Raw genomic sequence first — 22,178 nt, forward strand, 5'->3', positions numbered from 1 at the left:
TTCCGGGGCCCCGGTGATTTTCTGAAGGGTACCTAATACCGCTCCAACCATGTGATGCACCTTTGCGGTAGCTTACATTGCCTACCTCATGGTCCATCGCTATACCGGAACGAGTGCCCTTATGGTCATTTGTCCCTTGCCCTCTTCGGAAGAGGGCAAGGGACAAAACACCTGTATTGGTTTGGCACCACCTGCACCGCCTGCAGAGACGAAGAAGACCTTAACGCACATGTAAATATCGGTCTTAACAAGGCAGCAGTTGTTAAGGAGACTAAGCATGACAACCCCCGCGACGCCTAAACATTTTATCGAAATATGTGCTAACTGTAATTGTACTTATGGTAGTCATTACGGCGGAAAAGGCTCTTGGCCTAAAAACTATTGTCCTGGCACTGAAGGCCGAATGGACTGGGAGGATGGCCCAGGTACAACATTCAAACCCAGTGGACGCTATGCCACAAGACGGAAGCGGCACGGCTGAGGTCTTTTTCAGTTAATTAATGGGACTACATCATTGTCACGCCTACTACCGCCTGCTGAGTCGGTTTAGGCTGGGCACGAACAAATCCTCCATCCCTTGTTCGGAAACGATCGTATACGAGCACTTTAAGGGAACATCTCCTCGTTCCCATGCCTTGGGCTGCCAGAGGTTTCGAATTCCCCAGAAGTACTCCTGTATGACCTTTGGGAGGCCCGTTTTTTTCAGAGCCCCATAACGAGAAGCTTCGAGGAAAACAGTCCAGGCATGGAGGTGGATTATGCTGATCAAATGCCGATTCTGGCAACTCTTGGCAATTATGCCAATCACTGCCGATTTACAGGTATCGTTATCATGGTCACCGCGACCACAGGTGACAATGACATTAAAACTTGTAAAAATAACTATTTTGCTGGTGACGAAACTGATTTTGGGGTGTCATGGGTGTGGTGGAGGATGCAGGGGTAAGTTATTGGGCATGACGGGCTCAGTTTTGGTGTAGCTTCAAAATGGAGAACCTTCCCCGCACGAATGATGACTCAAATTGATATGAACGTAGTATCAACCACTAGGAGGTGGTAAAATGAAGCATCTCTTTCTAACGATCACTCCAACTCCAAGAACCTGCAGAAGAAATTTAAACAACCCATCCAAATTGACAAAAGGAGGTAACAAGTGCCCATATTCAATGCAACTGCTGTTTCTTATGCGAAAGGTGCTGAACGATTACTCGGTGAGGATGCCGACTTTCTCAATGAAAATCCGGACATGGTCCCTCAATTTGTAAACGCATTATTCCAAGCACTAGAAATTTCGTTAAAAGAAGTTGGAAATAGGTCATGCTTGACCAACCGCAATGAGACAAGAGGTGGTAGAAGCTGTTTAATTGGAAATGGTCATGATATTGAAAAATTGGGCAACCTTTTAAGATATAGACTCGGTAATGTTTCCACTCGCCGGCTGGCGAGAGTACTGACTGATGGTATAGAAAATGGTGCATCAGCCATAATCGAGATAATGATTTTTGGGGAGGTTTTCGCACCCACTAGAACCTCATACAAAAAGCGTAAATTAGTCTATCATGCAGAATTAGAAGAAGGAGATATCCAGATAGTTCAAGGTGTAAAGCCATGGGTGGACGCGGTCAAAGCTGTAGCAGAAAACATAGATAATGCTGTTGCACTTATTGAACGATGGAAAAATTCTGGTTCAACCATTTCATTCGACGATTGGTACATCCGGGAAAACAGTTTCTTATATGACTGAAACTAAATAATCCAAAGCCCAGAAGCTTGTGCTGTCAGGCACGATGCCCAAGCTCACAACACCATCTTAATGATGACGACGGAAAAGCCCCATCGCCAAGCTCCAACACAAGAGCGTCAGGGTTCTCTCAGGATTTTTCCCGCAATATTGTGACATTGTCTCCTGATGAACCCTCCATCTCGCCATTCATTTAGCAAAAATCGCGATATACAAGCACGTTTAGGGGGTATCCCTTCTAGCCCTGCCCCTTAGGGTGCATGTAGACCAGGATTCCTCAGAAGTGTTCCTATATGCTGTTTTTCAGGCCGCTACTGTTTTCTCTCAGGGACCTTGATGCACAACCCACTTATTTCCAACGACGAGAATTTTTTTGGGGGAGAACAAGCCAGGCATGGCTGGGGGATTGTGTTACTGGTTGGCTGTACTGCTTCGATGCCATTTCTGGCAACAGGGCGATTTTGTCATAATTGCAGGCATCGTTATCATGATCATCACGATCACCGGCGACTACGACATCAAAACCAGTAAAAATACCTATTTTGCTTGTGACGAACCTGGTTTTGGGGTGTCATGGGTGTGATGGGGGGGGCAGAGGGAGGCTGCTGGGTTTTGCGGGTTCAGTTTTGGTGTAACCTTTATTGTCAGGAATCTCGGCCTGCACTGATGATGACTCGTTTTGGTATGAAAGTACTATCTTCCACAGATGGATCACTAAAAGGAGTAACGCTACAAGTCAGCCGTGCGTTTTTTGCGTCGGCTGCATTTTCCTTGTTAGGTTGTAATATAAATCTTTACTGTGCAGCATGAAATTTATCCAAGTTATTTTCATGCATCTCTTGAAGAACTTGTCTGAACCAGATTTCCATGCCAACGGAATTACATCCACCTGTTTGTTTTATTACCGTATTCACAAGGTTGTGTGCTTCTTGTCGATAATTTCGCCCGGTTCTTTCTTCCTGCTCAGCCATTATTTTTGAATTAGAAATGCCCCATTTTTCTTTCAACAACTTATTTATTCCATCAAAATTGTTATCAGTGCGCACACCGCTGGAATAACAAATTTCATAATATGCATCTATAGCCATAGCTCCAAATCCAAGGCTTCCGGCTAATTGACCCTTTTCATAAGAGGTCAATTGCCCTGAAGATGAAACAAGTGGGAAAAACAATGTCATAAGAATAATCATAAATATTTTTTTCACCTTTTCCTCTCCCTTGTACTGTTCACATCAATGCAAATTCCCCGCAGGGGATAAGTTGCGAAATGGGTTTGCAAAAAAAACTACCAAGCTTTACCAAACAGACTGTCGTTGGGTAGTCAGCATGCCCCCACTACATTACTTAGAACCGTCAGCCCACCCCTGTCTGTAACCTATTGTATATCCATGCTCATAGTCGGAGGGAGGATCGCCGAACCCTTTTAGTGGTTGAAGCGGACAGAGGGGAGTTAGTGGGGTAAGGCCCGAACCTGAAGCCTGTTTGTACCCTGTGGTATAACCAACTTCAAAACCAGCGCAGAATTGGCTGGCATAAGAAGAGACACTAAAAATTAATAGGAAAATTGAAGTAAGTATCAAAATTCTGAATTTCATGAGAACGTCTCCTCGTGTTTAAAATAGGTTATGAAAATGGGGGGGATACGCAAGGCGCTTTTCGCATAAGACCTCTCAATCTCCTTCCCCTGAAAGATGGAGTAAAAATTGTCCTCAAGCCAATCTCAGATTGTCCTCTGAACGTCGTCTACTATTTTAAACAATTCATCGATATTTTTGTCTGTCACTTTTAAGCACATCCCTTCTTTTCCATTGGTTTTTCTTGTAAAATTTTGCGCATCTGGAAACAACTTTTTGAATTGCTTTTTGGCATTTCGGCATATATCAAAATTTTTCACTTCTGCATTTTCTGTGTACTCTAAAGTCAGGCACAAATCGTCACTATGCTCATGAATAAACCAGATCGAGCATCCTCGGCATAACTCCGAAACGACTGCATGTCCCATGCTGTGTTGCTTGCGGGCCTTCACTTTGCCTGAATCATTTAATTGGCCAAGTTTTTCAGCTACTAATTTCATCTTGTCTTTTGGCAGCATCCTTTCCTCCTGAAGTTTGTGCTTTTAATCCCTATCTCCCCCCCTCAACCAAGGGTTGCATTAACTAGTCAGGCTCAATCATACACGAACACCCAAACCTGACAAACTTTAATATCCGACAGGCGCTATCAGTCAGTTCCTAATGACGGCGATGAGGTTTTGACCAGACTACTCCCCCCAGGCAGAAAATCTCAGTGCAACCCAGTGATCCGCTCTGACAATTGCTGTAATCTGTCATTCTCCCTCCTCAAAACAGCCACATACAAGCACTTTGAAAGGATTCCTGAAGAAACCCATACCCAGGGGGTACAGCTGGGTTCCAGCCCCCCACAAGTACCTCTATATGCCTCGTTTCGAGAAGACCTCCGTTTTTTCAGGGGCCTCAACACCACAGCCCAAGCCACGAGGTACATCTGTGTACTTTGCCCCTCCCCCCTCGTGCACTCTCGCAATCTCAGAATGGATACCCTTGTGGGCATGTGTCCCTCACCGGCCATAAGTAGGTAATCAACATTGGTTACCCATCACGAGGACAGACGTTCTCGCCCCAGCGTATTCATGATTTTCTGAAAGCGGTTGAGGATGCCTTTCAGGTAAGCAATGAAGCTCACCAGGAACAGATGGTGCAAGTGTTGTCGGCCCCGCTGCGAGCATTTGAATTCGCACTGGTGGTGTTTGACTTGTTACAACGCATGGATTAGCGGGAATTTCTGTTACAATAATTGAAAGATATGTTTCCTTAGCATCAACATCACATGATGTTCAGGAAGTATTGTTAAGTGCGTTGCCTGTTACCAGCAAATGCAACTGCCAAAACTGCAGTTGTAAGTGTGTTTCCGCTTTTTATCTTGAGTTTTCCTCTTCTATCGTAACCGGGGCGTCTCCTTCTCTGTACACCCGCGTGTGGCAATCTGCGCACTCCCACTGCGGATCATTGTTGGTAATACAGCAGCCGCCGAGGACCACCTTCCCAAGATCAATGTCGCGTTTGAGTTCAAAGGAAAATGCAGGAAGTCCGTATTGGATACTCGCCATCCGTGCTGAACCACACATAGGGCACTTGGAGGGTTTCTGATTAGCTGTGTAAGGTAGGCGTTCTCGTGGTTTTAGCTTTTTCTTTGAGAGTGAGCTAATAAGACTACCAATACTTCCGTATCGCTTAATAACGTTCTGAACACGTTCTGAACTGACACGTATTATTCCTGGTACTACGTATCCTTGATCATACCCGAGAGAACTAACCAGTTCATCTTTTGGTACTTTAATGGGAGTAATATTATCCAAAAAACAGATGAGCTCCCATGGTAAGTTGGGGACTACCGACCAGAGAGCAGAACCAAGCTCTATACTCCTGATCTTATGAATAACTTGACCATAGTATGAGAAAACGCCCGTTCCTTTTAAAGAGAACAACACATAGTCTCCTGGTTGCATTGCTTTGAATTTACTGAGACTATTTTTTGTCATTGCCCAGCATCTAAATTTCTCTTCACCTTTTAGAGATTTTTTTAAAGCATTGTAATCTTGAGTAGAAAGGTTTTCTCTGGCATTTGATAAAGGTACTGGATTGCAAATAGTTGCATCCAGGTTTTCTTCATTTGCCGGAGCTAAGTACAGACCACTTCCTGGGCTTATTCCACCCAAAAGACTTTCGCCAACTTGTTGACAATTTTTCTCATAATAATCAAGGATTCTCTCAATAACAGTAGCAGGGGTATCAACAAGAGGGATGCTATGTGCTTGAAGGCGAGAAAAGATTGAATCTGATATTCGAATAACTCTGCTCATTATATTATCCTCCAGATTATGCCATTAGATGATTTTTTGTAACATTGTAACACCTACTGGGGGGTGTAGGTCAAACAGAATATGTTACGTTTTAATGCTGCAAGTCTTTGCCCCAAAACGGGCTAGGCTAGGCTCTGCAATTTTTTATTACTTGCTCAGAATTAACCGCATATCAGCACTTTAAATAATTTCTCCTTCAAGTTCACACTTTGGAGTGCATAGGGTTAGAAATCTGCAAAAGTGCCCCTTTATGCTGTTGTCTGGTTCCCTCTAACTTTTTTCGAGGACCTTGATCAACAGCCCACCCAAGATGGTACACCTCTCCACACCTCCCCCCTACCCCCTCATGGAACATCTCCACCTCGGAATGGGTCCCCCTTTTGGCTTGCCACCCTCACCCCGGCCCTGGCAGAGGAGTAACAGACCTCACTCATCATCACCATCATGGGAAAAACTGCCATCAGGCTCGGCAATCAACTCCAGTACCCCGTCATCCTCAAGCCTCTTGATCCTCTCCCGGATCTCCTCCATGGACAGCTGTGCCAGCTCCTCCTGGAGTCCAATGTCTAACTCAAGCTTTGTCATAAAATCACCCTCAGATTTGGCCAGGCACTCAAGGGCCTTTAACCTGTGGCGCATGGCCACCGGCATCTCCTTCAGCTTTCCTTCCACCATCTTCAGGTCAGGCTCCAGGCCCAGTGCGATACGGGTCCATAACTCTTGCCGCTCCTGGCGGTTGAGGATGCGCTCCCGGTGTTCACGACTTTCTCTTTCGGTGATCGCGGCCCGGATATTAACATTGGTCAACAGCCGGTTACCCTGCTGGGTCGGATGGGCATACCCTGCCCGGCGTGCCGCCTCAGTGGCATTTCCGCAATAAAAGTCCAAAAACATCTGTTGCTTGGGAGTGAATTTCGGCCTTGTCATCTCGACACCTTTCCACAATTTTTTTTCTCACGGCCTGCATCCCCCTCTCCCCCCACCAAGGGGATGACATGTGCCCCCAATCCTCTGTTGGCAAGATCAGGGGGCACATACTTTATGTCGCAGCTTCAGCAAACCGGCTTACATCATAACTATCTTTCAGGGGGATGAAGCGGATCACGCCAGGGGTTAAAATCATTGCGGGTAGGATGAAGCCGCGACAAGTCAGTAATTTTATGAAGCTCCTGGACTGCCCCCCTAGCACTTCCAGGATACTTTTTATACCACAGCGCAACATAACTCGGTATCATCAATGGGCAAGAGGCCAAGAATGTAACTATGACATCTTGGGTTTCATGAGCATCTTGGGATGCGCCAAAAGATTCTGCCTTCATCTCGTTGAGCAAAGCAACCAACTTATCATGTCGCTCTTTTTGATCCATCAGTATCTCCTCAATCTCGTCAGTACGAAAACAATCCATATTCCATTCTCCTAAAAATTGATTTTTTATTAAGCTGATTCCAATAGATTGTTATGCTTATCCTGTCTACGTCTTCATGTTTTTCTCCTCTTTGTTACTGATCACGGGATACCCGCATCGATTATTGGTTTACCTCGGCCTATACTTCCAAATTGATATCGGCTGATCTGTCGCGGTGGATCCACCTGAGAGGCACAATCTCCACAGAGTTCAACACACTGGCTGCGGTTACACCATTCTGCTGACATCAACATCCCCCTCTGCATTGGACACTTATGGTCTTGAGCATTTTTCAGTATGCAGGACTCCAGATCTTCAGGTAACCGCTGTCCGCCATCAGTCTCTTTTCCCGATAGAGGAAACCGACAAACCGGGCCTTTCTCATTGGTCACCAAACAGTCACAGGCCTCGCATGGAAACGGGATTTTCAGATTATCAGTTGCTTGAGGCAAGACTGTCTCCGCCTGTTGACCTGTTGGCTTACACTCGACTAACCTCCTTGCTGCCCGGAGCCAGATATTCAGATCGTGACCCTTAAGGTATGCCTCGGTATGATCCTTCGCCCCCCAAGACCCTGGTAACGGCGCCCTGGCCGCGTTCGGTAGATATGCAATCCACCGTTGCCATGACGACTTGGCACCGGCTTCATCGTTATCGAGAGAAACCAGAACAAAGGGGCGCTGAGATAATCTCCGTTTCAATTCGACACTCGGACCGTTGCTGGTACTGCCAGCGGCAATTATCATCACAGGGGTGGTAAGTTCTTGTGCCAGAAGCATGCCATCAAGTTCACTCTCCACCACTAAAGCCGGAGCCTCCAGAGCGGCATCAATGATCAGGGGTTCATTACCCGAGCCGGGCAGGACATAATACTTGCCATACTCTTCTGGGTTATCTCGTCGGATCCTGATCCGGTCGGGGCCAGGAATTATCAGCCCGGCAGGGAGGAAGTATTTTTTCGTCTTTCCATCCTGCCTCAGTTCTTCAGGTAATCCCCAGGCCACCCTGTCATCAAAGAGGTTCTGCGGTAACCATCCAAGATCAAAGCGCACTATAGTCTCTCGAGTTAAGCCACGTTCTACTCGCAACCTCTCAACCATCTCCGCATCCTCGAGGAGTATTTGGTGGGTCACGGCTTGAAACTCTTGGGCCCTCTCAATCCAACCGTCTGGCGGTGTACACCCACCCTTGTCGACAATCAGTTTTTTAAAATCGACTCCACCTTTATGCTTGGCCGACGGCTGTTTCCCGGTGAGGGCTGCCGCTTGCTCAAAAGTCATTCCTCGGAAACGCCTGAGATAGTCGATCTCATCGCCTGAGATGTCGCATCCCCTGCAAAAGAATCGCTCTCTGTTGTCAGTCCGGACAATAAACCGGTCCTCACCACCACAGGCCGGGCAGGGGCAACAATACTCATCCCGGCATTTTCGCCGTGGTTCAAAACCGTCTTCTGTAAGAAGGTCGAGCAGCATGTCCCTCTGTCTCCCTGATAGGCCTCCAAAAAAACAGCACCGATTAAATTCAGTTTGGCAGCAAGGGGTGGGGGGGGTATTTTTTACAAAACTACAAAACTGAATTTGCACCCAGCGGCCTGTATCCCTTATGCCTGTTGTGTTTGGTAGTTTTGTAGTTTTTTAATATATATAGAATATCAGTATGCCCCCCCGCACCTTGTTGCCAAACAGGATTGCCTTATGACTCCTCTGGTAACTCGATTAGATGGGCGTTTCTCTTGCCGAGAGTATAGACAAACATTTTTCCCGATCTGTGCGTTGCGTCCCGTGGCTCAGCGTTCTGCACGATCAGCTTTCGAACTCGCCCTTTCCCTGCGCCAGTCAGGTCTGCAACATATTCAACCATTTTTCCCTGCAATACTGGCTTACGTATCAATGAGAGGTATTTTTTTGCAGCTTTCAGGATCTCGTCATCAGTTGCTTTCGGGGCGGCGGTGGCTTCTCTGTCGATTGTTTCGAGAGGTTTATCGTAAAACGTGACCTCCCTTGCTTCTGAGACATGAAATGACATGGGTTTGAACACTCCACGCACTTTGGCACCTTTGTCCGGGTTCACGACGGTAGTCACGTCGATACCACCGTTGGGGTTGGAGGTGCGTTCGAGGTAAATCAACTCGTCGGAGTCAGCGCGAACATCACCAACACCTTCGAAAACGAGATTGCCATCATTGTCCCGGTGCTTATTGGCGTGCCCAAGCAGGACCACCGTCCCTCCCAGGTTCGCAATCTTCCTAACCAACACGTAAAATTCCTTCACGCTTGCTTTCGCCATTAGGTTAGTCGCCTTTTTCAGGGTGTCTATAATCAACACCCACCCTGCGAGGTTGGCGTGGGAATCAGCTATCACCTTGAGAGTTTCAAGCAACCCCTCCATGGTGGTGCCAGGATTGACATCGGGGTTGAGGAGCATAAACCCATACTTGTCAGCAACCTCCTTCATTTGTTTGTGGTCACTGGCTGGGGAATCCGCGTCGATATACCAGACCTTGAGTCCCAATTTCGCAAGGTGAGGTGCGACATGGTAATACAGCAGAGTGGTCTTTCCACCGCCCGGCATTGCTATGATGGTGATAACGTGGCTTTTGATGATGAGGTTCTCAAATAAAAACTCCTCATTGCCGAGTTTTTGGACATAATCATCGGTCACGAGATACGCCTCCAACAGTGTTTCAGGATTTGTTGTCGTCTGATTCGGGTCAGGCCCTGCCGATTTACTCTTTGATGATTGTGCATATTTTTGCTGCTCGGCCTCTCCCTGTTGACGCATCTCTTTGCTGAGGCGGTCAACCCTATCATCATCGAACTTCGACGGCACATTCGGCCGTTCCATGCCGATGAATTCTGTCAGATCGATCTTCGCCATTTTCAGGCTCCCTGTAATGTCATGACGTGTTTCCTTATCCTGCACGGATATTCGGCTGGTCGCACTTGCCACTGTCACCACCAAGTTTAGGTGATCGAACTTTTGTCAATTCTGGCTAACCTGAAAGGGTAAAGGGGGCAGCCTAAATCTCCACAATTCACGACCTCTGATCGACTTTCACCCATACACTCAAAGCAGTAATCCCTGATCGCCTGCTTTCTCTGTTCTGGATCCTGCTTTCCTTTGCCTGAGTGAAAGGGGTTCAGTGGACAATTGCCATAATCACAGTTGACCCAGTACCTTCTCCTGCCGGCGCAACAGTCCTCCAGGCATTTTTGCTTTATCGCTTGACGACGGCTTATGCCGACTCCACGCTGCTTTCCTGACTTTTTGGGATCCTGTTTTTTTTCCTTCATTTGCATCCCCCCTCTCTCTTGAACGTAGGCGTCCAGTTCAAGACGCTCATAAAAGATAACTGAGGTCCTGTGGTTGCTACCGCCAGGTAAACCACAGGCACCCGCCAAGCCGGATCAAGTTTTTGCTTTTGGCATTGGCTCCACGACGCCAGCATTGACGCCCTCGGTTTGCCAGGGTGGTCATAGCCATTAATAACAGGTAAGACAGAGGGATTCAGATCCAACTGGACTGTCACAGGTGCCCTGAACGGAGAATCATTTTGAGTTATTGTCATGTCGAACTCCTTCTTGACCAACAAGGTGCCCACTCAGGGTGAGCCCTTGTTGATTCCTCTCACTTTTAGTAGCTCGTCTTGACCCTCTGCTTTTCCTTATAAGCGTCCAATTCCTGACGCTCATACCTGACATTTGACCCCACCTTCAAATAATTAGGTCCAACCCCCTGATGCCGCCATGATGCCATGGTTTGTGGCTGAACCCCCAACTGTATGGCAGCCTCTTTCTCCGTGTACGGTTCGTCATTGCGAGCATGGGCCAATACACGATCATTATTCAATGCATCCAGGACCGCTTCGTAGACAATTTTTTTCAGTACCTCACCCTGCTCTCTCTCGATCTCCACGTGCCAATTGCTGTTACTCGTGTTCATAAAATGCCTCCATAAATTGGAATTGGGGAAAAATGCCCTCTCCCTATAGAGATGTGGAAAATAAGCCGGATCTTATTTTCGTGGATGGCAGCAAGAGGAGGATCTGTCAGACAAACATCCGATCAGGAAAGCAGAAAAAACCAGGAAACTTGAATATTACGAACTGAGTCGACCAGTGGAGTATAGGGCTCGTGCTGTCTTTTATTGTCAGAGAGGTGTTGCAGACTAATCGGGCAACAGAGGAGTAGGGGTGAAACCCAAGTCGGGGTTCAGGAGGTTATGATAGCGGAGGGGAGTAGGCAGTCTCAAGAACGCTACCACAATAGCCCTACATGGATAGCTTTTGTGCCGTCCCATGTAACCGGCATGTAACCAATAAAAAAGGCGGTTAGATCATAATGACCTAACCGCCTTAAATAACTGGTACACCAGGAGCGATTCGAACGCCCGACCTACGGATTCGTAGTCCGTTGCTCTATCCAGCTGAGCTACTGGTGCATTGCGAGGGATTCATATACTGCAGTTTAGCACATACGGCAAGACTTAGTTGACCTCTTTGAGCGTTTTTTTTCATTTTTTTGAGCCTGAAACAGGCAATTTCACAGTACAAGCTACACAATCGAATCGAAACAACTTCACATTAACCGGAAGTTATCCCATCCGAACTACTCTTTTTCGATACATGCAGCGGGACAGGCAGCAATAGCCGCATCCACGCATTGTGCGTTCGGGTCCGAACCGTCAATCACATATGCCTTTGCCTCATCATCATTGAACTCAAATACCTCGGGGCATTCTTCCACACACGCTTCACATCCAATACATTCATCTTCGTCAATTTTCACAACTGATGCCATGGCGTAACCTCCATCTTTTTATAACAACCGGATTCCCGGCCTTTTAACACTTTTCATACCGACAGCGTCCATGTTCTGTCTAAATTGGTGGTGCAATGGTTACTACAATGCGCATTCTGGTTTCAGCACGCACGCCGTGCGGTTCACGTATCTCGGACACCAGAATGTCCCCTGGTGCCGCCGGGATCTCGGTGTCGCCTTCGCCCAGGAAAAAGCCATTACCTTCGACAACCTGTATTGACAGTTCTCCATCAAGATCGTGGCTATGAACCGGAAATGTAACACCGGCGTCCAGATTGAAGTTAATAATCTTGAAATACTCTGAAGTTTCTACCAGAAAGAACCGCTTCATTGCTCCCTGTGTAAACTCATTTGTCTCGTCCAGCTTAAAAACTTTCATGGATATTCTCCCAGAAGCGCCTGCATTACCTGCCGGCACCCAGTCAGTAAAAGAGGTGAATTGCAGGTTCCCAAATGTTGCCATCAAACCACCAATCAGTCCCTTTCAAACACCTCTCAAATTCGATTGTAGGTTATAGAGGGCCCATGTTTCCAACTATTCTTCAAGGTAAGCGGATCTTTTTCCGCCAATGTACCCTGGGGCTCAACACCAGGACTGCACCCACGACAGTGATTGCCGTATTTTTGGCTTGTATCCTGAAAATATTCTGTCATCATGTTCTGTAATAACATAGTAATGAGGCCACAAAATGAAAGACACCGTTGAACGATTTTATCAGGAGCCGGGCTTACCCTTTGCCAGGGTACGCTATACCAGGGGCAGCAATTCAGTTTTTAAGCCGCATATGCATACCAGCTTCAGTGTTGGTGCGGTTGATACAGGCAAAGTACACTACACCGTTGGAACAGAGACAGCGACTCTGGAGCCCGGTTCACTGGCGCTCATCAACCCCGAAATACTTCATTCATGTAATCCGCTCACCAAGGAGGGAAGAAGTTATTACATGCTCTACCTTGATGTGGACTGGTGTTTACGACTGCAGCAGTCGTTATGGCAGACCGCAGAATTCTGCACAGTCAGTCTGATATTGATTAGGGATCAGGACCTTTATGTCAGATACTGCCGCAGTATGCAGCAGCTGTTGTCCACCTCCATTCACCGGGAACAAAAGGAGCAGGTGCTTGTCGATCTTGCCTCGGAGATATTCATCAGCGCCTGCCACCCGCGGGCTGACCGCCCCATGTCGACAGAAAATATTGAACTATTGAAAACTCTGCTCAAATCGGATCTTGGCAAGGACTACACCCTCGACTCACTCGCCGATCAGCTTGCAACCAACCCTTATACCCTGCTCAGAAAATTTAAAACCGAAACAGGTCTTACTCCACATGCTTATCGCATGAATTGCCGGATAGAACACGCAAAACGCCTTCTCCAGCAAGGTTGGAATATCGTGGATACCGCTATTGAGTGTGGTTTTTTTGATCAAAGCCATCTTCACCGGCAGTTCAAAGCCATGACCACCGTCACTCCCCAGGAGTACAAAGTCAATTTCGTACAATAAGGTTTTGTAAGAACATTCTATCCTTACTCCATACCCAAGACGGAAATATCCGATATCTTAATAATGGAGTAACAAATGGAATTTCTCATTATCGCAACTGCCCACTTTCTCGCCCTGTTAAGCCCTGGTCCGGACTTCTTTCTGGTCATGCAGGTTTCAATTCGTATGCCTATTCGCTACGGTTTCGCCCTCTCATTCGGCATTGGAGCGGCAAACGGGGTCTACCTCATTGTCGCCATCCTTGGTCTTCAAATTATTCGGGATTTCAGCTGGCTGATGACAGTGCTCCAGTACCTGGGTGCTGCCTATCTCATTTTCATTGGTGTTATGCTGCTTAAATCCCCAGGAACCGATCTTGATACGTCTGAAAAAAACAATAGTTTTCTTCTTGAGCAACATCTCGGTCGCCAGTTTCTGGTTGGCTTTATGTCCGGTATCCTCAACCCTAAGAACTGCATCTTCTATCTCTCTCTTTTTACGGTTATGGTCTCTGAATCAACTGGCTTTTCTACCAGGTTGCTCTACGGGCTATGGATGACCACGGTCGTCACAATATGGGATTGTGCCCTGGTTTCAGTTCTTGGCAAAAACTCCACCAAAGAACGACTTGGCCGGGGAATATTCTACCTGGAAAAAGTTTCCGGAATCATGTTGCTCTTCTTCGGCCTGCTGTTGCCTCTGACCTGATTTCCGGCAGATCAATACTGCATGACATTAATGGCTTTTAACAATTTTCGTGCCAAGTACAAACCAGGCCCTCCCCTTGCGCACACTCAGTCACGCCAATACGCCTAACAAATCCAAAGACCATTTGCAATAGTTAAACATTTCAGATAGTCACAGCACCAATAATAGTTGCACAACACATCATCTATATGGTAGGTTGACATCATTGCCTAACATGTTTTTTACAAAAATGAATTATAGGATGTTTGATACGTACAACAAAAAACACAAACAGTGTCAATTCACAATCGGTTGCAAATACAGCATTACTCAACGACTAGCAGTTTTTAGTATTTTAATGGCAGCTCAACCCCTTACCAGTTGACTTGCTCCAATTGGAATTAATTATTTTGCCGCCGTAAACTCCTAAATAGCGCTGTCAGAGATAGTGCTCAGAGTATACGAAACCAGCCAATTATGTTGTAATGAAATTTCCCTGGAGGTTCTATGGACGACGTTTGCCACCACTTAAGCGCTTCAACCATTCCCGCCTTCCGTTACTCTCACGGAAAATCTTCTACCAAATCCGTATCCGCAGATCCCAATGAAAGCAGACCAGTATCGTTGAAAATTCTGATTGCAGAAGATGACAACATCAGCAGACTATTCATCTCCAGAGTTCTCGAAAAAGCCGGTCATATCGTTTTCCTGGCAAAAGATGGTAAAGAGGGATTGAACATACTTAAGGACGAACGCTCCTTTGACGTTATTCTCACGGACATCCAGATGCCTGAACTCGACGGAGTGGAACTGACCAAGATCCTCCGTTCAGATCAGTTGTATCGGAACCACGCCCATCTACCGGTGATAGCCATGACAGCCTATGGCATGAAGGATGACAGGGAACGGTATCTTGCAGCGGGCATAGATGAATATCTCCCGAAACCGATCAACCCGAAACTCCTGACAATTATGCTCAATGAGCTGACCGACAAGATTCAGTAGGTCTACAGCTTTCCCGATAGCTGTGCCACAACAACAGCTATCGGGGAGTGAAGGATTTCTATTCCAATGTGACAAATTTCACTCTGTCCTTATTAAACCATAAGCTTTTCCCAACACTACTTTTTCCATCAGGTTTTCAACACGAGTCGTGTTCATCACCACTCGACTCGCTTGCACTATTGGCTATTTAAGAGTAAAATCCCGATTTCAACCACTTGGTAATGGTTATCATGTGGGAGTGTTAACCAGATACTGGCCAGGCTAATAACTCTTTAATAGCAGTAGCGGTGCATACAATGTCCGTCTCACATTTCACACGCCCTGAAGGGAGTTCTCTCAACCCTATTCGCTGCCTTATTGTTGATGATGAGCAGCCAGCCCGCGATGAACTCCGATACCTTCTGTCCCAGCATAAAGATATAGAAATAGTTGCAGAAGCTGATTCGGCCGGTAAAGCAGTAGAGGCCGTCTGCAATTACAAGCCGGATCTGGTTTTTCTGGACATTCAATTGCCAGGGCGTGATGGTTTTGAAGTGATACGTGAGCTTGCCGGCTTTACCGATATGCCGCTTTTTGTTTTTGCCACAGCCTATGACAGCTATGCTGTGAAAGCATTTGAAGAGAGCGCGGTGGATTATATCATGAAACCACTCTCTGAAAAACGACTCGCCCTCACCCTGGTGCGGATACGAAAAATGCTGGCGGATTCTGCCGGTGGCAAAGGGGCTATAGAGAATACCCTGCAGGCCTTACTCAACCAGATCGAATCCCCCCCCAGAGAGCGAGTTAAGGTTTCCGTAGAAAAAAACGGCCGGATAAAACTGCTCACTCCAGAAGAAATTGTCTACTGTTCATATGAATCGAATGCCATCATTGTGCATACCGGCAGTGACTCCTTACCAATTTACGGCGTGACTACCATGGACAAGTTAGAGGAACACCTCTCTTGCTCCTCATTTTTCCGCGCGCACCGCTCTGTCCTGATCAACCTCGATCATATCAAAGAGTTCAGCCCATGGTTCAATGGCAAATACAACCTGACCATGGACAACGTGCACCTCTCCGAGGTCACCGTCAGCCGGGCCCGGGCCAAAGCTTTCAGGCAGCGATTAGGTATTTAACTCCATGTCAATATCAATACTGATTACTTTTCTGCTTAAGCACGTAGGGCTGCTCATTGCCGGAGCCTTTGTACTACTGAATATCTCACCGGTGCAAGAGCTGAACTACAAGCGTGACTCTGTCTACCACAAGTTGTTCCTGATCTTTTTTTTCGGGTTGTTCGGTATTCTCGGCACATACAGCGGTAACAACATTTTCAGTTCCTATGCCAACCTGAGGGCCATGGCGGTGATCCCTGCCGGCCTGTTCGGTGGGCCAGTGGTTGGCCTCGGAGCCGGTCTCATCGCCGGAGGTCACCGTTTTCTTATCGACCCCTGGGGATTCAGTGCTTTTCCCTGTGCCACCGCCACCGTACTTGAAGGTTTGATCGCAGGCTTTATTCACCTGCGCTATATCGACAGGAATATGAATTGGAACCTGGCCATGCTGATTGCCTTCGTCGGTGAATCGGTACACATGTTAATGGTTCTGCTGTTGTCTAAGCCCTATGAGCAGGCACTTGAACTTGTACAGCTGATAGCCCTGCCAATGATCATCGGTAACGCCCTCGGTGCCGGGCTCTTTATCCATGTGATTAAAACTCTTTATGAGCACAGGGAAAAGAAAGACTCAACCCAGGCCCAGAGAATCTTCGATATCGCCAACAACACCGTTCGCCACCTGCGTGACGGGTTAAACAGCGCAAGCGCAGAGGCCACTGCAAGAATTATCCATCGCAGGCTGCGCGTTCCTGCTGTGGCTATTACAGATCATTCACATGTACTGGTGCATGTCGGGCTCGGCAACGACCACCACCTCGCCGGAGAACCCATTCTCACCAGCTCCACCAAAAAGGTGATAATGACTGGAAATCCGATCTTTTTACGAAAGAAAGATGCCATCGGCTGTGATCATCAGGGCTGCCCCTTTCACTCCGCAATCATCGTCCCCTTAAAGAAGGGTGGCAGGATTGTCGGCACCCTCAAATTTTACGGCTCGCGGACAGCAGAGTTGAATCGTATCCATTTCGAGGTCGCCCGCGGCCTGACCGACCTGCTCTCCATCCAGCTTGAGCTTGAGGATATCCAGGTTAAGGACAGGCTCCTGGCCCATGCCGAGATCAGGCACCTCCAGGCCCAGATCAACCCGCACTTTCTTTTCAACTCGCTGAACACCATCGCCTCCTTCTGCAGAACATCCCCTGCAAAAGCCCGCGACCTGATTCTTGATCTCTCGTTGTATATGCGCAAGAATCTCGACTCAAGCCGGGGCTTCATCAAGCTTGCAGATGAGCTTGAACAAATCAACTCTTACGTCGCAATTGAAACAGCTCGCTTTGGTGAGAAGGTGAAGGTCAACCTCAAGGTTGAGCCGGGCTGCGAGGAATGGCCAATTCCTCCCCTGATCATTCAACCATTGGTGGAAAACGCTATCAAGCACGGTATTGTCACCCAGGAAACCGGAGGCACCGTTTCGCTTACTATCTTTCAAAATCTCGATATGCTCGAGGTGACAGTGGAAGACGATGGTTCCGGCATTCCAGACGAGATCCTGGCTACCCTGCTCGATCACAAAGACCTCGAATCCCACGCTGAAGGTATAGGCCTCAGAAACAGCAACAAACGACTTATGCAAATCTATGGTCCGGAATACGCAATGGAAATCAGCAGCTCCACCGGAGAGGGAACGTCCATCTCCTTTCACATCCCCAACGCTGCCAACTACCGCCTCACCCGGGAAAATCATATTGTCGCCGAACTGAACTGATCTGCCGGCCACCCGTTCATCATGACACCTCGTTGGCAGAGAATGGCTATATCGACCTATTTCTCCATTGTTTTAGACTACTCTATACTTTTCTTTATCCCTGCCATTTCAACACGCCTCTATGCACTTCAGCCTGCCTTCCCGACACTCCAACCCCTCTAAACAACGTTTCAACGTCAAATTATCGGCAAAATCCTCATACCCATTTACTATTCCGCTCATGATTTACTGATCTGTTTTGAGGGGCGTGACCGATTGTGACCTGCAATGGCCCAGTTGTTCACGTGGGAAGTATTTTCTTCTGGAGGAATTTTATAATGGTTTTTTTTCTTACCTGTGTGGGGTTGCTCATTCTTGGCTACTTCACCTACGGCGTTTTTGTTGAAAAAGTGTTTGGGATTGACGCCAAGCGTCTAACCCCCTGTATGACCAAAGAAGACGGTGTGGATTACATGTCTATGCCGACCTGGAAGGTCTTTTTTATTCAACTTCTGGACATCGCCGGCCTCGGCCCGATCTTCGGTCCGATTCTTGGAGCACTGTACGGACCTTCAGCACTAATCTGGATTGTGGTAGGTTGTATCTTTGCAGGAGCGGTACACGACTACTTTAGTGGCATGCTTTCTGTTCGCAGCGGCGGCAAGTCCATCCCTGAGGTTGTCGGAGATATCATGGGAATGCCGGCTCGCCAGACTCTGCGTGTCTTCTCTGTTGTTCTGCTTCTACTGGTTGGCGTTGTCTTCATCCTCGGACCTGCAAAACTGCTCAGCAGCCTGACCGGATTCAATGTTCAGCTGCTTATCGGCTGCATCTTCCTCTACTATTTCATTGCCACCGTACTGCCGATCGACAAAATCATCGGTCGCCTCTACCCGCTCTTTGGAGCGCTGCTGCTCTTCATGACCATCGGTATCATGTTCGGTTTGGTCTATCATGGATATGAAATTCTGCCGAACCTGGATTTCAGCACCAATTCCCACCCAGGTGAAAAGGCGATCTGGCCACTGCTCTTCATTACCCTCAGCTGCGGTGCTATCAGCGGTTTCCATTCCACCCAGTCACCACTTATGGCCCGCTGTATCAGAAATGAAAATCTCGGCCGCAAGGTCTTCTATGGCTCAATGATCATCGAAGGTATCATCGCTTTGATCTGGGCTACCGTCGGTATGTCTTTTTACAGCGGCCCGGAAGCGATGAATGCCGTAATCGCATCCGGTTCACCTGCCGCAGTGGTCAACGAGGCCTGCACCACCCTGCTCGGTCCAATTGGTGGCTTTCTGGCAATCATTGGTGTTGTCATTCTGCCGATTTCCAGTGGTGATACCGCTTTCAGATCTACCCGCCTGATCATTGCCGAGACTTTCAAGGTCAACCAATCAGCGACTGCAAAACGTCTGATGATTGCAATTCCGCTCTTCATGATAGCCTTTTTGATTACCCAGCTTGATTTCAATATTATCTGGCGCTACTTTGGCTGGTCGAACCAGATGCTTTCCATGCTGGTTCTCTGGAGCGCGGCGATCTATCTTGCCAGGAAAGGTAAATTCCACTGGATCTGCACAATCCCTGCGACATTTATGACCGCAGTCGACGCAGCTTTTATCCTGCAGGCGCAAATAGGCTTCAACCTGCCGGCAACACCATCAAACATTGCCAGCGTAGTCATCGCCATAGTCGTTTTCGCCATATTTATGATCTACGTAAAACCTGCGGACGAACCCAGTTGCCAGGGTGAGCCTGAAATCCTGTCGTAACGGTAACTACCAAACATCCAGACTATAAGTAGTTGCTCCTTCAGGGACACTGCAATACATGCAGTGTCCCTGATCACGTCTGCTCAGGTCTGATTTCATATCTGTTTCAGTGCTGATCTTGTACCATTTCATTCCTTGACCTGGTTGCTAACTTGAAAGGTTTTAATCTGCGTTTGCCACGTCATTAATCATCCGCCCGAACGATCACCGACTGTGCATTCTGCAACAGCAATTGACAAGTACTCAGGTATCGATCGTTTTTCACATTTGCTTGACTTCGTGGTGCTCAATACAGGTTCCGAACCTCGAATTGTCCACAAGTTCCCATCTCCTCGGATACAGAGAAACAATTTCCAGGCTCAATGCTTTTCAGCATGGCTCATGCTGGCCGCATCTCCAGCAACATTCATGCTTCGGCCGGCCAACTACTCGGCCTCGCTTCGATAGATATGGAATTTTTCTTCTTAAAAAGATACTGTAACTCCCAATGTTACTTTAACTTCACCTTTATTGAGCCATGGAACAACCTATAGTCAACGGTACAATACTGACCAGGGAGCAGTTACGCGGAGTCATTGAAGAGTCCCACAAACGCTCAGAGTCTTACGGTGTAAACAGAGACGAAAGAGATCTCAATCAGCACAGGTTATCGGAAGATGAACTGGAAGCCAAAAAATTGGCAAACGCAGATATCCTCAGCCAGGTGAAGGCAACCATCAAGGAATTCTACGAGCTCATGTCGCCTGAGGATTTCAGTGTCGGCTTCGCGGATAAGGATGGATATATTCTCTTATATGATGGCGGTGAAGCAGCACGCCAAAATTCGAGAAATAGAAAATTTTCTCCGGGTTACAGATGGACAGAACGTGATGTCGGCACATCTGCAACGAGCCTTTGCCTGAAATTACAAGTCCCTATCCAGCTCAATGACACGGACCATTATTGCCGCAGGGCCCATGGGTTTATAAGCTCTGCAGCACCCATCTTCGGCCATAAAAAAACGTTGCTGGGTGTGCTTTGCGTGTTCGGTGATTCGAGCCTGGTACATCCACACACCCTGATCATGATAACTTCCGCCGCCCGTTCAATTGAACGCAACATGAGGCTACTGAGGCGCAATAAAGACATGTCGATGTACATCGGGTTTCTGGACAGTGTCATTGAGGCGTCAGGTACCGGAATGATAACCTTGGACAAGAATTTACGGATCAGAAAAATCAACCGCCAGGGCAAAAAAATATTCCGGTCGGTCAACCTTGAAGGGAAACCCATATCAGCTCTGGCCGATTTTGACCTGGACCTGCAATCAATTTACAAGCACCCCGCCCATTGGAAACACAAAGAGTGTATCATCAAGTCAGGGAGAAAAGATCTCCACATCATCTATTCAGCTCAACCAGTTGTATCAGCAGAGAAAAAGCTTCTCGGCGCGGTTATAGATTTTGCCGAGTTCAGCAATATCCAGAAACTGGTAGATAAGATATCCGGAACAAAACCGTTCTTTACCTTCGACTCCATTATAGGTTCTTCACCTCCGTTCCTCGCGGCCATAGAACTTGCCCGACGAGCCTCAAATTCCCGATCAACCATCTTGCTCCTCGGTGAAACCGGGACCGGAAAAGAGCTTTTCGCCCAGGCGATTCACAACGGATCCGAGCCCAATGGCAGGCCCTTTGTCCCCATAAATTGCGGAGCCATCCCAGGCGAGCTTCTGGAGAGCGAACTGTTTGGCTATATGGAAGGATCGTTTACCGGTGCCATGAAGGGAGGCCGCCCGGGGAAGTTCGCCCTCGCGAAAGGCGGGACAATTCTCCTGGATGAGATCGGCGACATGCCCCACGATATGCAGGTCAAGTTGCTCCGTGTCCTGCAGACCGGCGAGATTCAACCTATTGGCGCCAATCATGTCATTAAGGTTGACGCCAGGATTATCGCCTCCACCCACGTAAACCTTTCCGAGGCCGTACAGACCAACAGGTTCAGGCAGGATCTCTACTATCGCCTGAATATTCTCCAGATAAAAATCCCTCCCTTAAGGGAAAGGGGAGCAAGAGATATCCACACACTTGCCAACCATTTCCTGCAAAAAGCTGGACATAAACAACAACTTACTGGAGATGCATTAAAAGCTCTTGCCACCTATCACTGGCCGGGCAATATCCGGGAGTTGGAAAATACAATCCAGAGAGCACTCCATGTCTGCGACGCCAGGCGCATAACAGCCGAGGACCTTGCCCTGGGGATCAATCATGGTAACAGGAACGTACCGGGCGGCACCTTGGCTGAGATGGAGAGAAATATGATTTCCGCCTCACTGAAGAGTACCGATGCGAACATGGCCGAATCGGCCCGGCGGCTCGGAATCTCCCGGGCAACTCTCTACAGAAAGGTCAAACTGTATCAGATAGAAACAGTCTAAAATTGGTCGTTGATACCCGCCACGCCAACACTCCTCGTCCTTTCATACCACCCGGTTCCATCGAACTGGCGAGATTGCCCCTATTTCCCGATTCCTGCTGATCATGGATATCCG

22 protein-coding genes and 1 tRNA gene are annotated in these 22,178 nt (G+C 47.7%); 10 read left to right on the top strand and 13 right to left on the bottom strand.

Features of this window, described 5'->3' with window-relative positions; all coding sequences use genetic code 11:
• Positions 1–99: 99 nt before the first annotated feature.
• Complete coding sequence (locus FCL45_RS02525) at positions 100–279, bottom strand: hypothetical protein (protein ID WP_136796203.1); 180 nt, start codon at positions 277–279, stop codon at positions 100–102.
• 466 nt (positions 280–745) lie between these two features.
• On the opposite strand from FCL45_RS02525, the gene FCL45_RS02530 reads away from it, so the two are divergent.
• The 3 genes from FCL45_RS02530 (at position 746) to FCL45_RS02540 (ending at position 2,324) form a co-directional block, all read left to right on the top strand.
• The gene (locus tag FCL45_RS02530; protein WP_136796202.1) at positions 746–946 is read left to right on the top strand and encodes a hypothetical protein; all 201 of its coding nucleotides are present in this window, start codon (positions 746–748) and stop codon (positions 944–946) included.
• Positions 947–1,153: 207 nt separating this feature from the next.
• Positions 1,154–1,744 carry a hypothetical protein gene (locus FCL45_RS02535; RefSeq protein WP_136796201.1) on the top strand — a complete coding sequence of 197 codons (591 nt, stop codon included), beginning with the start codon at positions 1,154–1,156 and terminating at the stop codon, positions 1,742–1,744.
• A gap of 370 nt (positions 1,745–2,114) precedes the next feature.
• Complete coding sequence (locus FCL45_RS02540) at positions 2,115–2,324, top strand: hypothetical protein (RefSeq protein WP_136796200.1); 210 nt, start codon at positions 2,115–2,117, stop codon at positions 2,322–2,324.
• Between the two features lie 211 nt (positions 2,325–2,535).
• Here FCL45_RS02540 and FCL45_RS02545 read toward each other — a convergent pair whose 3' ends face one another.
• From FCL45_RS02545 to FCL45_RS02600, 12 genes are all read right to left on the bottom strand, one after another.
• A complete protein-coding gene (locus FCL45_RS02545; RefSeq protein ID WP_136796199.1) occupies positions 2,536–2,946 on the bottom strand; it encodes a hypothetical protein in 411 nt (136 codons plus the stop codon).
• A gap of 135 nt (positions 2,947–3,081) precedes the next feature.
• On the bottom strand, positions 3,082–3,336 hold the full coding sequence (locus FCL45_RS02550; protein WP_136796198.1) for a hypothetical protein: 255 nt from the start codon (positions 3,334–3,336) through the stop codon (positions 3,082–3,084).
• 125 nt (positions 3,337–3,461) lie between these two features.
• A complete protein-coding gene (locus FCL45_RS02555) occupies positions 3,462–3,833 on the bottom strand; it encodes a hypothetical protein (protein WP_136796197.1) in 372 nt (123 codons plus the stop codon).
• Between the two features lie 843 nt (positions 3,834–4,676).
• Positions 4,677–5,621: a hypothetical protein gene (locus FCL45_RS24315; RefSeq protein ID WP_217907649.1), complete on the bottom strand. Its 945-nt coding sequence runs from the start codon at positions 5,619–5,621 to the stop codon at positions 4,677–4,679.
• 426 nt (positions 5,622–6,047) lie between these two features.
• Complete coding sequence (locus tag FCL45_RS02565) at positions 6,048–6,548, bottom strand: terminase small subunit (RefSeq protein WP_136796196.1); 501 nt, start codon at positions 6,546–6,548, stop codon at positions 6,048–6,050.
• A 149-nt stretch (positions 6,549–6,697) separates the two neighbouring features.
• Positions 6,698–6,988 carry a hypothetical protein gene (locus FCL45_RS02570; RefSeq protein WP_136796195.1) on the bottom strand — a complete coding sequence of 97 codons (291 nt, stop codon included), beginning with the start codon at positions 6,986–6,988 and terminating at the stop codon, positions 6,698–6,700.
• Between the two features lie 140 nt (positions 6,989–7,128).
• Complete coding sequence (locus tag FCL45_RS02575; RefSeq protein ID WP_136796194.1) at positions 7,129–8,499, bottom strand: primase-helicase zinc-binding domain-containing protein; 1,371 nt, start codon at positions 8,497–8,499, stop codon at positions 7,129–7,131.
• A gap of 220 nt (positions 8,500–8,719) precedes the next feature.
• A complete protein-coding gene (locus tag FCL45_RS02580; RefSeq protein WP_136796193.1) occupies positions 8,720–9,976 on the bottom strand; it encodes an AAA family ATPase in 1,257 nt (418 codons plus the stop codon).
• Between the two features lie 684 nt (positions 9,977–10,660).
• Positions 10,661–10,969 (bottom strand): helix-turn-helix domain-containing protein, encoded by a 309-nt coding sequence (locus tag FCL45_RS02585; RefSeq protein ID WP_136796192.1) that lies wholly within the window; start codon positions 10,967–10,969, stop codon positions 10,661–10,663.
• Positions 10,970–11,390: 421 nt separating this feature from the next.
• Positions 11,391–11,467: transfer RNA gene (locus FCL45_RS02590), tRNA-Arg, on the bottom strand.
• Between the two features lie 167 nt (positions 11,468–11,634).
• The gene (locus FCL45_RS02595; RefSeq protein WP_136796191.1) at positions 11,635–11,826 is read right to left on the bottom strand and encodes a ferredoxin; all 192 of its coding nucleotides are present in this window, start codon (positions 11,824–11,826) and stop codon (positions 11,635–11,637) included.
• Positions 11,827–11,905: 79 nt separating this feature from the next.
• Entirely contained in the window at positions 11,906–12,226 is a 321-nt protein-coding gene (locus FCL45_RS02600; RefSeq protein WP_136796190.1) for a cupin domain-containing protein, read from the bottom strand.
• 310 nt (positions 12,227–12,536) lie between these two features.
• Between FCL45_RS02600 and FCL45_RS02605 the strand changes: the two genes are divergently transcribed.
• The 7 genes from FCL45_RS02605 (at position 12,537) to FCL45_RS02635 (ending at position 22,064) form a co-directional block, all read left to right on the top strand.
• On the top strand, positions 12,537–13,352 hold the full coding sequence (locus tag FCL45_RS02605) for an AraC family transcriptional regulator (RefSeq protein ID WP_136796189.1): 816 nt from the start codon (positions 12,537–12,539) through the stop codon (positions 13,350–13,352).
• A 75-nt stretch (positions 13,353–13,427) separates the two neighbouring features.
• Positions 13,428–14,039 carry a LysE family translocator gene (locus FCL45_RS02610; protein WP_136796188.1) on the top strand — a complete coding sequence of 204 codons (612 nt, stop codon included), beginning with the start codon at positions 13,428–13,430 and terminating at the stop codon, positions 14,037–14,039.
• A gap of 486 nt (positions 14,040–14,525) precedes the next feature.
• A complete protein-coding gene (locus tag FCL45_RS02615; RefSeq protein ID WP_136796187.1) occupies positions 14,526–15,023 on the top strand; it encodes a response regulator in 498 nt (165 codons plus the stop codon).
• 296 nt (positions 15,024–15,319) lie between these two features.
• Entirely contained in the window at positions 15,320–16,144 is an 825-nt protein-coding gene (locus FCL45_RS02620; RefSeq protein ID WP_136796186.1) for a LytR/AlgR family response regulator transcription factor, read from the top strand.
• Positions 16,145–16,148: 4 nt separating this feature from the next.
• Positions 16,149–17,891, top strand: a complete 1,743-nt coding sequence (locus FCL45_RS02625) for a LytS/YhcK type 5TM receptor domain-containing protein (protein ID WP_136796185.1) — start codon at positions 16,149–16,151, stop codon at positions 17,889–17,891.
• Between the two features lie 317 nt (positions 17,892–18,208).
• Positions 18,209–19,645, top strand: coding sequence for a carbon starvation CstA family protein (locus tag FCL45_RS02630; RefSeq protein WP_136796184.1), 1,437 nt, complete (start codon positions 18,209–18,211; stop codon positions 19,643–19,645).
• A gap of 517 nt (positions 19,646–20,162) precedes the next feature.
• Positions 20,163–22,064 (top strand): sigma-54-dependent Fis family transcriptional regulator, encoded by a 1,902-nt coding sequence (locus FCL45_RS02635; protein WP_136796183.1) that lies wholly within the window; start codon positions 20,163–20,165, stop codon positions 22,062–22,064.
• Positions 22,065–22,178: the final 114 nt, after the last annotated feature.

The sequence above is a fragment of the Desulfosediminicola ganghwensis genome (genome assembly GCF_005116675.2).
GTDB classification, from domain to species: Bacteria; Desulfobacterota; Desulfobulbia; order Desulfobulbales; family Desulfocapsaceae; genus Desulfopila; species Desulfopila ganghwensis.

Bases quoted from the DNA above. Each gene is read 5' to 3' on its own strand.
- FCL45_RS02575 (WP_136796194.1), bottom strand. From the start codon at position 8,499: ATGCTGCTCGACCTTCTTACAGAAGACGGTTTTGAACCACGGCGAAAA.
- FCL45_RS02565 (WP_136796196.1), bottom strand. From the start codon at position 6,548: ATGACAAGGCCGAAATTCACTCCCAAGCAACAGATGTTTTTGGACTTT.
- FCL45_RS02585 (WP_136796192.1), bottom strand. From the start codon at position 10,969: ATGAACACGAGTAACAGCAATTGGCACGTGGAGATCGAGAGAGAGCAG.
- FCL45_RS02625 (WP_136796185.1), top strand. From the start codon at position 16,149: ATGTCAATATCAATACTGATTACTTTTCTGCTTAAGCACGTAGGGCTG.
- FCL45_RS02635 (WP_136796183.1), top strand. From the start codon at position 20,163: ATGGAACAACCTATAGTCAACGGTACAATACTGACCAGGGAGCAGTTA.
- FCL45_RS02600 (WP_136796190.1), bottom strand. From the start codon at position 12,226: ATGAAAGTTTTTAAGCTGGACGAGACAAATGAGTTTACACAGGGAGCA.
- FCL45_RS02555 (WP_136796197.1), bottom strand. From the start codon at position 3,833: ATGCTGCCAAAAGACAAGATGAAATTAGTAGCTGAAAAACTTGGCCAA.
- FCL45_RS02530 (WP_136796202.1), top strand. From the start codon at position 746: ATGGAGGTGGATTATGCTGATCAAATGCCGATTCTGGCAACTCTTGGC.
- FCL45_RS24315 (WP_217907649.1), bottom strand. From the start codon at position 5,621: ATGAGCAGAGTTATTCGAATATCAGATTCAATCTTTTCTCGCCTTCAA.
- FCL45_RS02630 (WP_136796184.1), top strand. From the start codon at position 18,209: ATGGTTTTTTTTCTTACCTGTGTGGGGTTGCTCATTCTTGGCTACTTC.
- FCL45_RS02570 (WP_136796195.1), bottom strand. From the start codon at position 6,988: ATGGATCAAAAAGAGCGACATGATAAGTTGGTTGCTTTGCTCAACGAG.
- FCL45_RS02550 (WP_136796198.1), bottom strand. From the start codon at position 3,336: ATGAAATTCAGAATTTTGATACTTACTTCAATTTTCCTATTAATTTTT.
- FCL45_RS02620 (WP_136796186.1), top strand. From the start codon at position 15,320: ATGTCCGTCTCACATTTCACACGCCCTGAAGGGAGTTCTCTCAACCCT.
- FCL45_RS02525 (WP_136796203.1), bottom strand. From the start codon at position 279: ATGCTTAGTCTCCTTAACAACTGCTGCCTTGTTAAGACCGATATTTAC.
- FCL45_RS02605 (WP_136796189.1), top strand. From the start codon at position 12,537: ATGAAAGACACCGTTGAACGATTTTATCAGGAGCCGGGCTTACCCTTT.
- FCL45_RS02595 (WP_136796191.1), bottom strand. From the start codon at position 11,826: ATGGCATCAGTTGTGAAAATTGACGAAGATGAATGTATTGGATGTGAA.
- FCL45_RS02615 (WP_136796187.1), top strand. From the start codon at position 14,526: ATGGACGACGTTTGCCACCACTTAAGCGCTTCAACCATTCCCGCCTTC.
- FCL45_RS02610 (WP_136796188.1), top strand. From the start codon at position 13,428: ATGGAATTTCTCATTATCGCAACTGCCCACTTTCTCGCCCTGTTAAGC.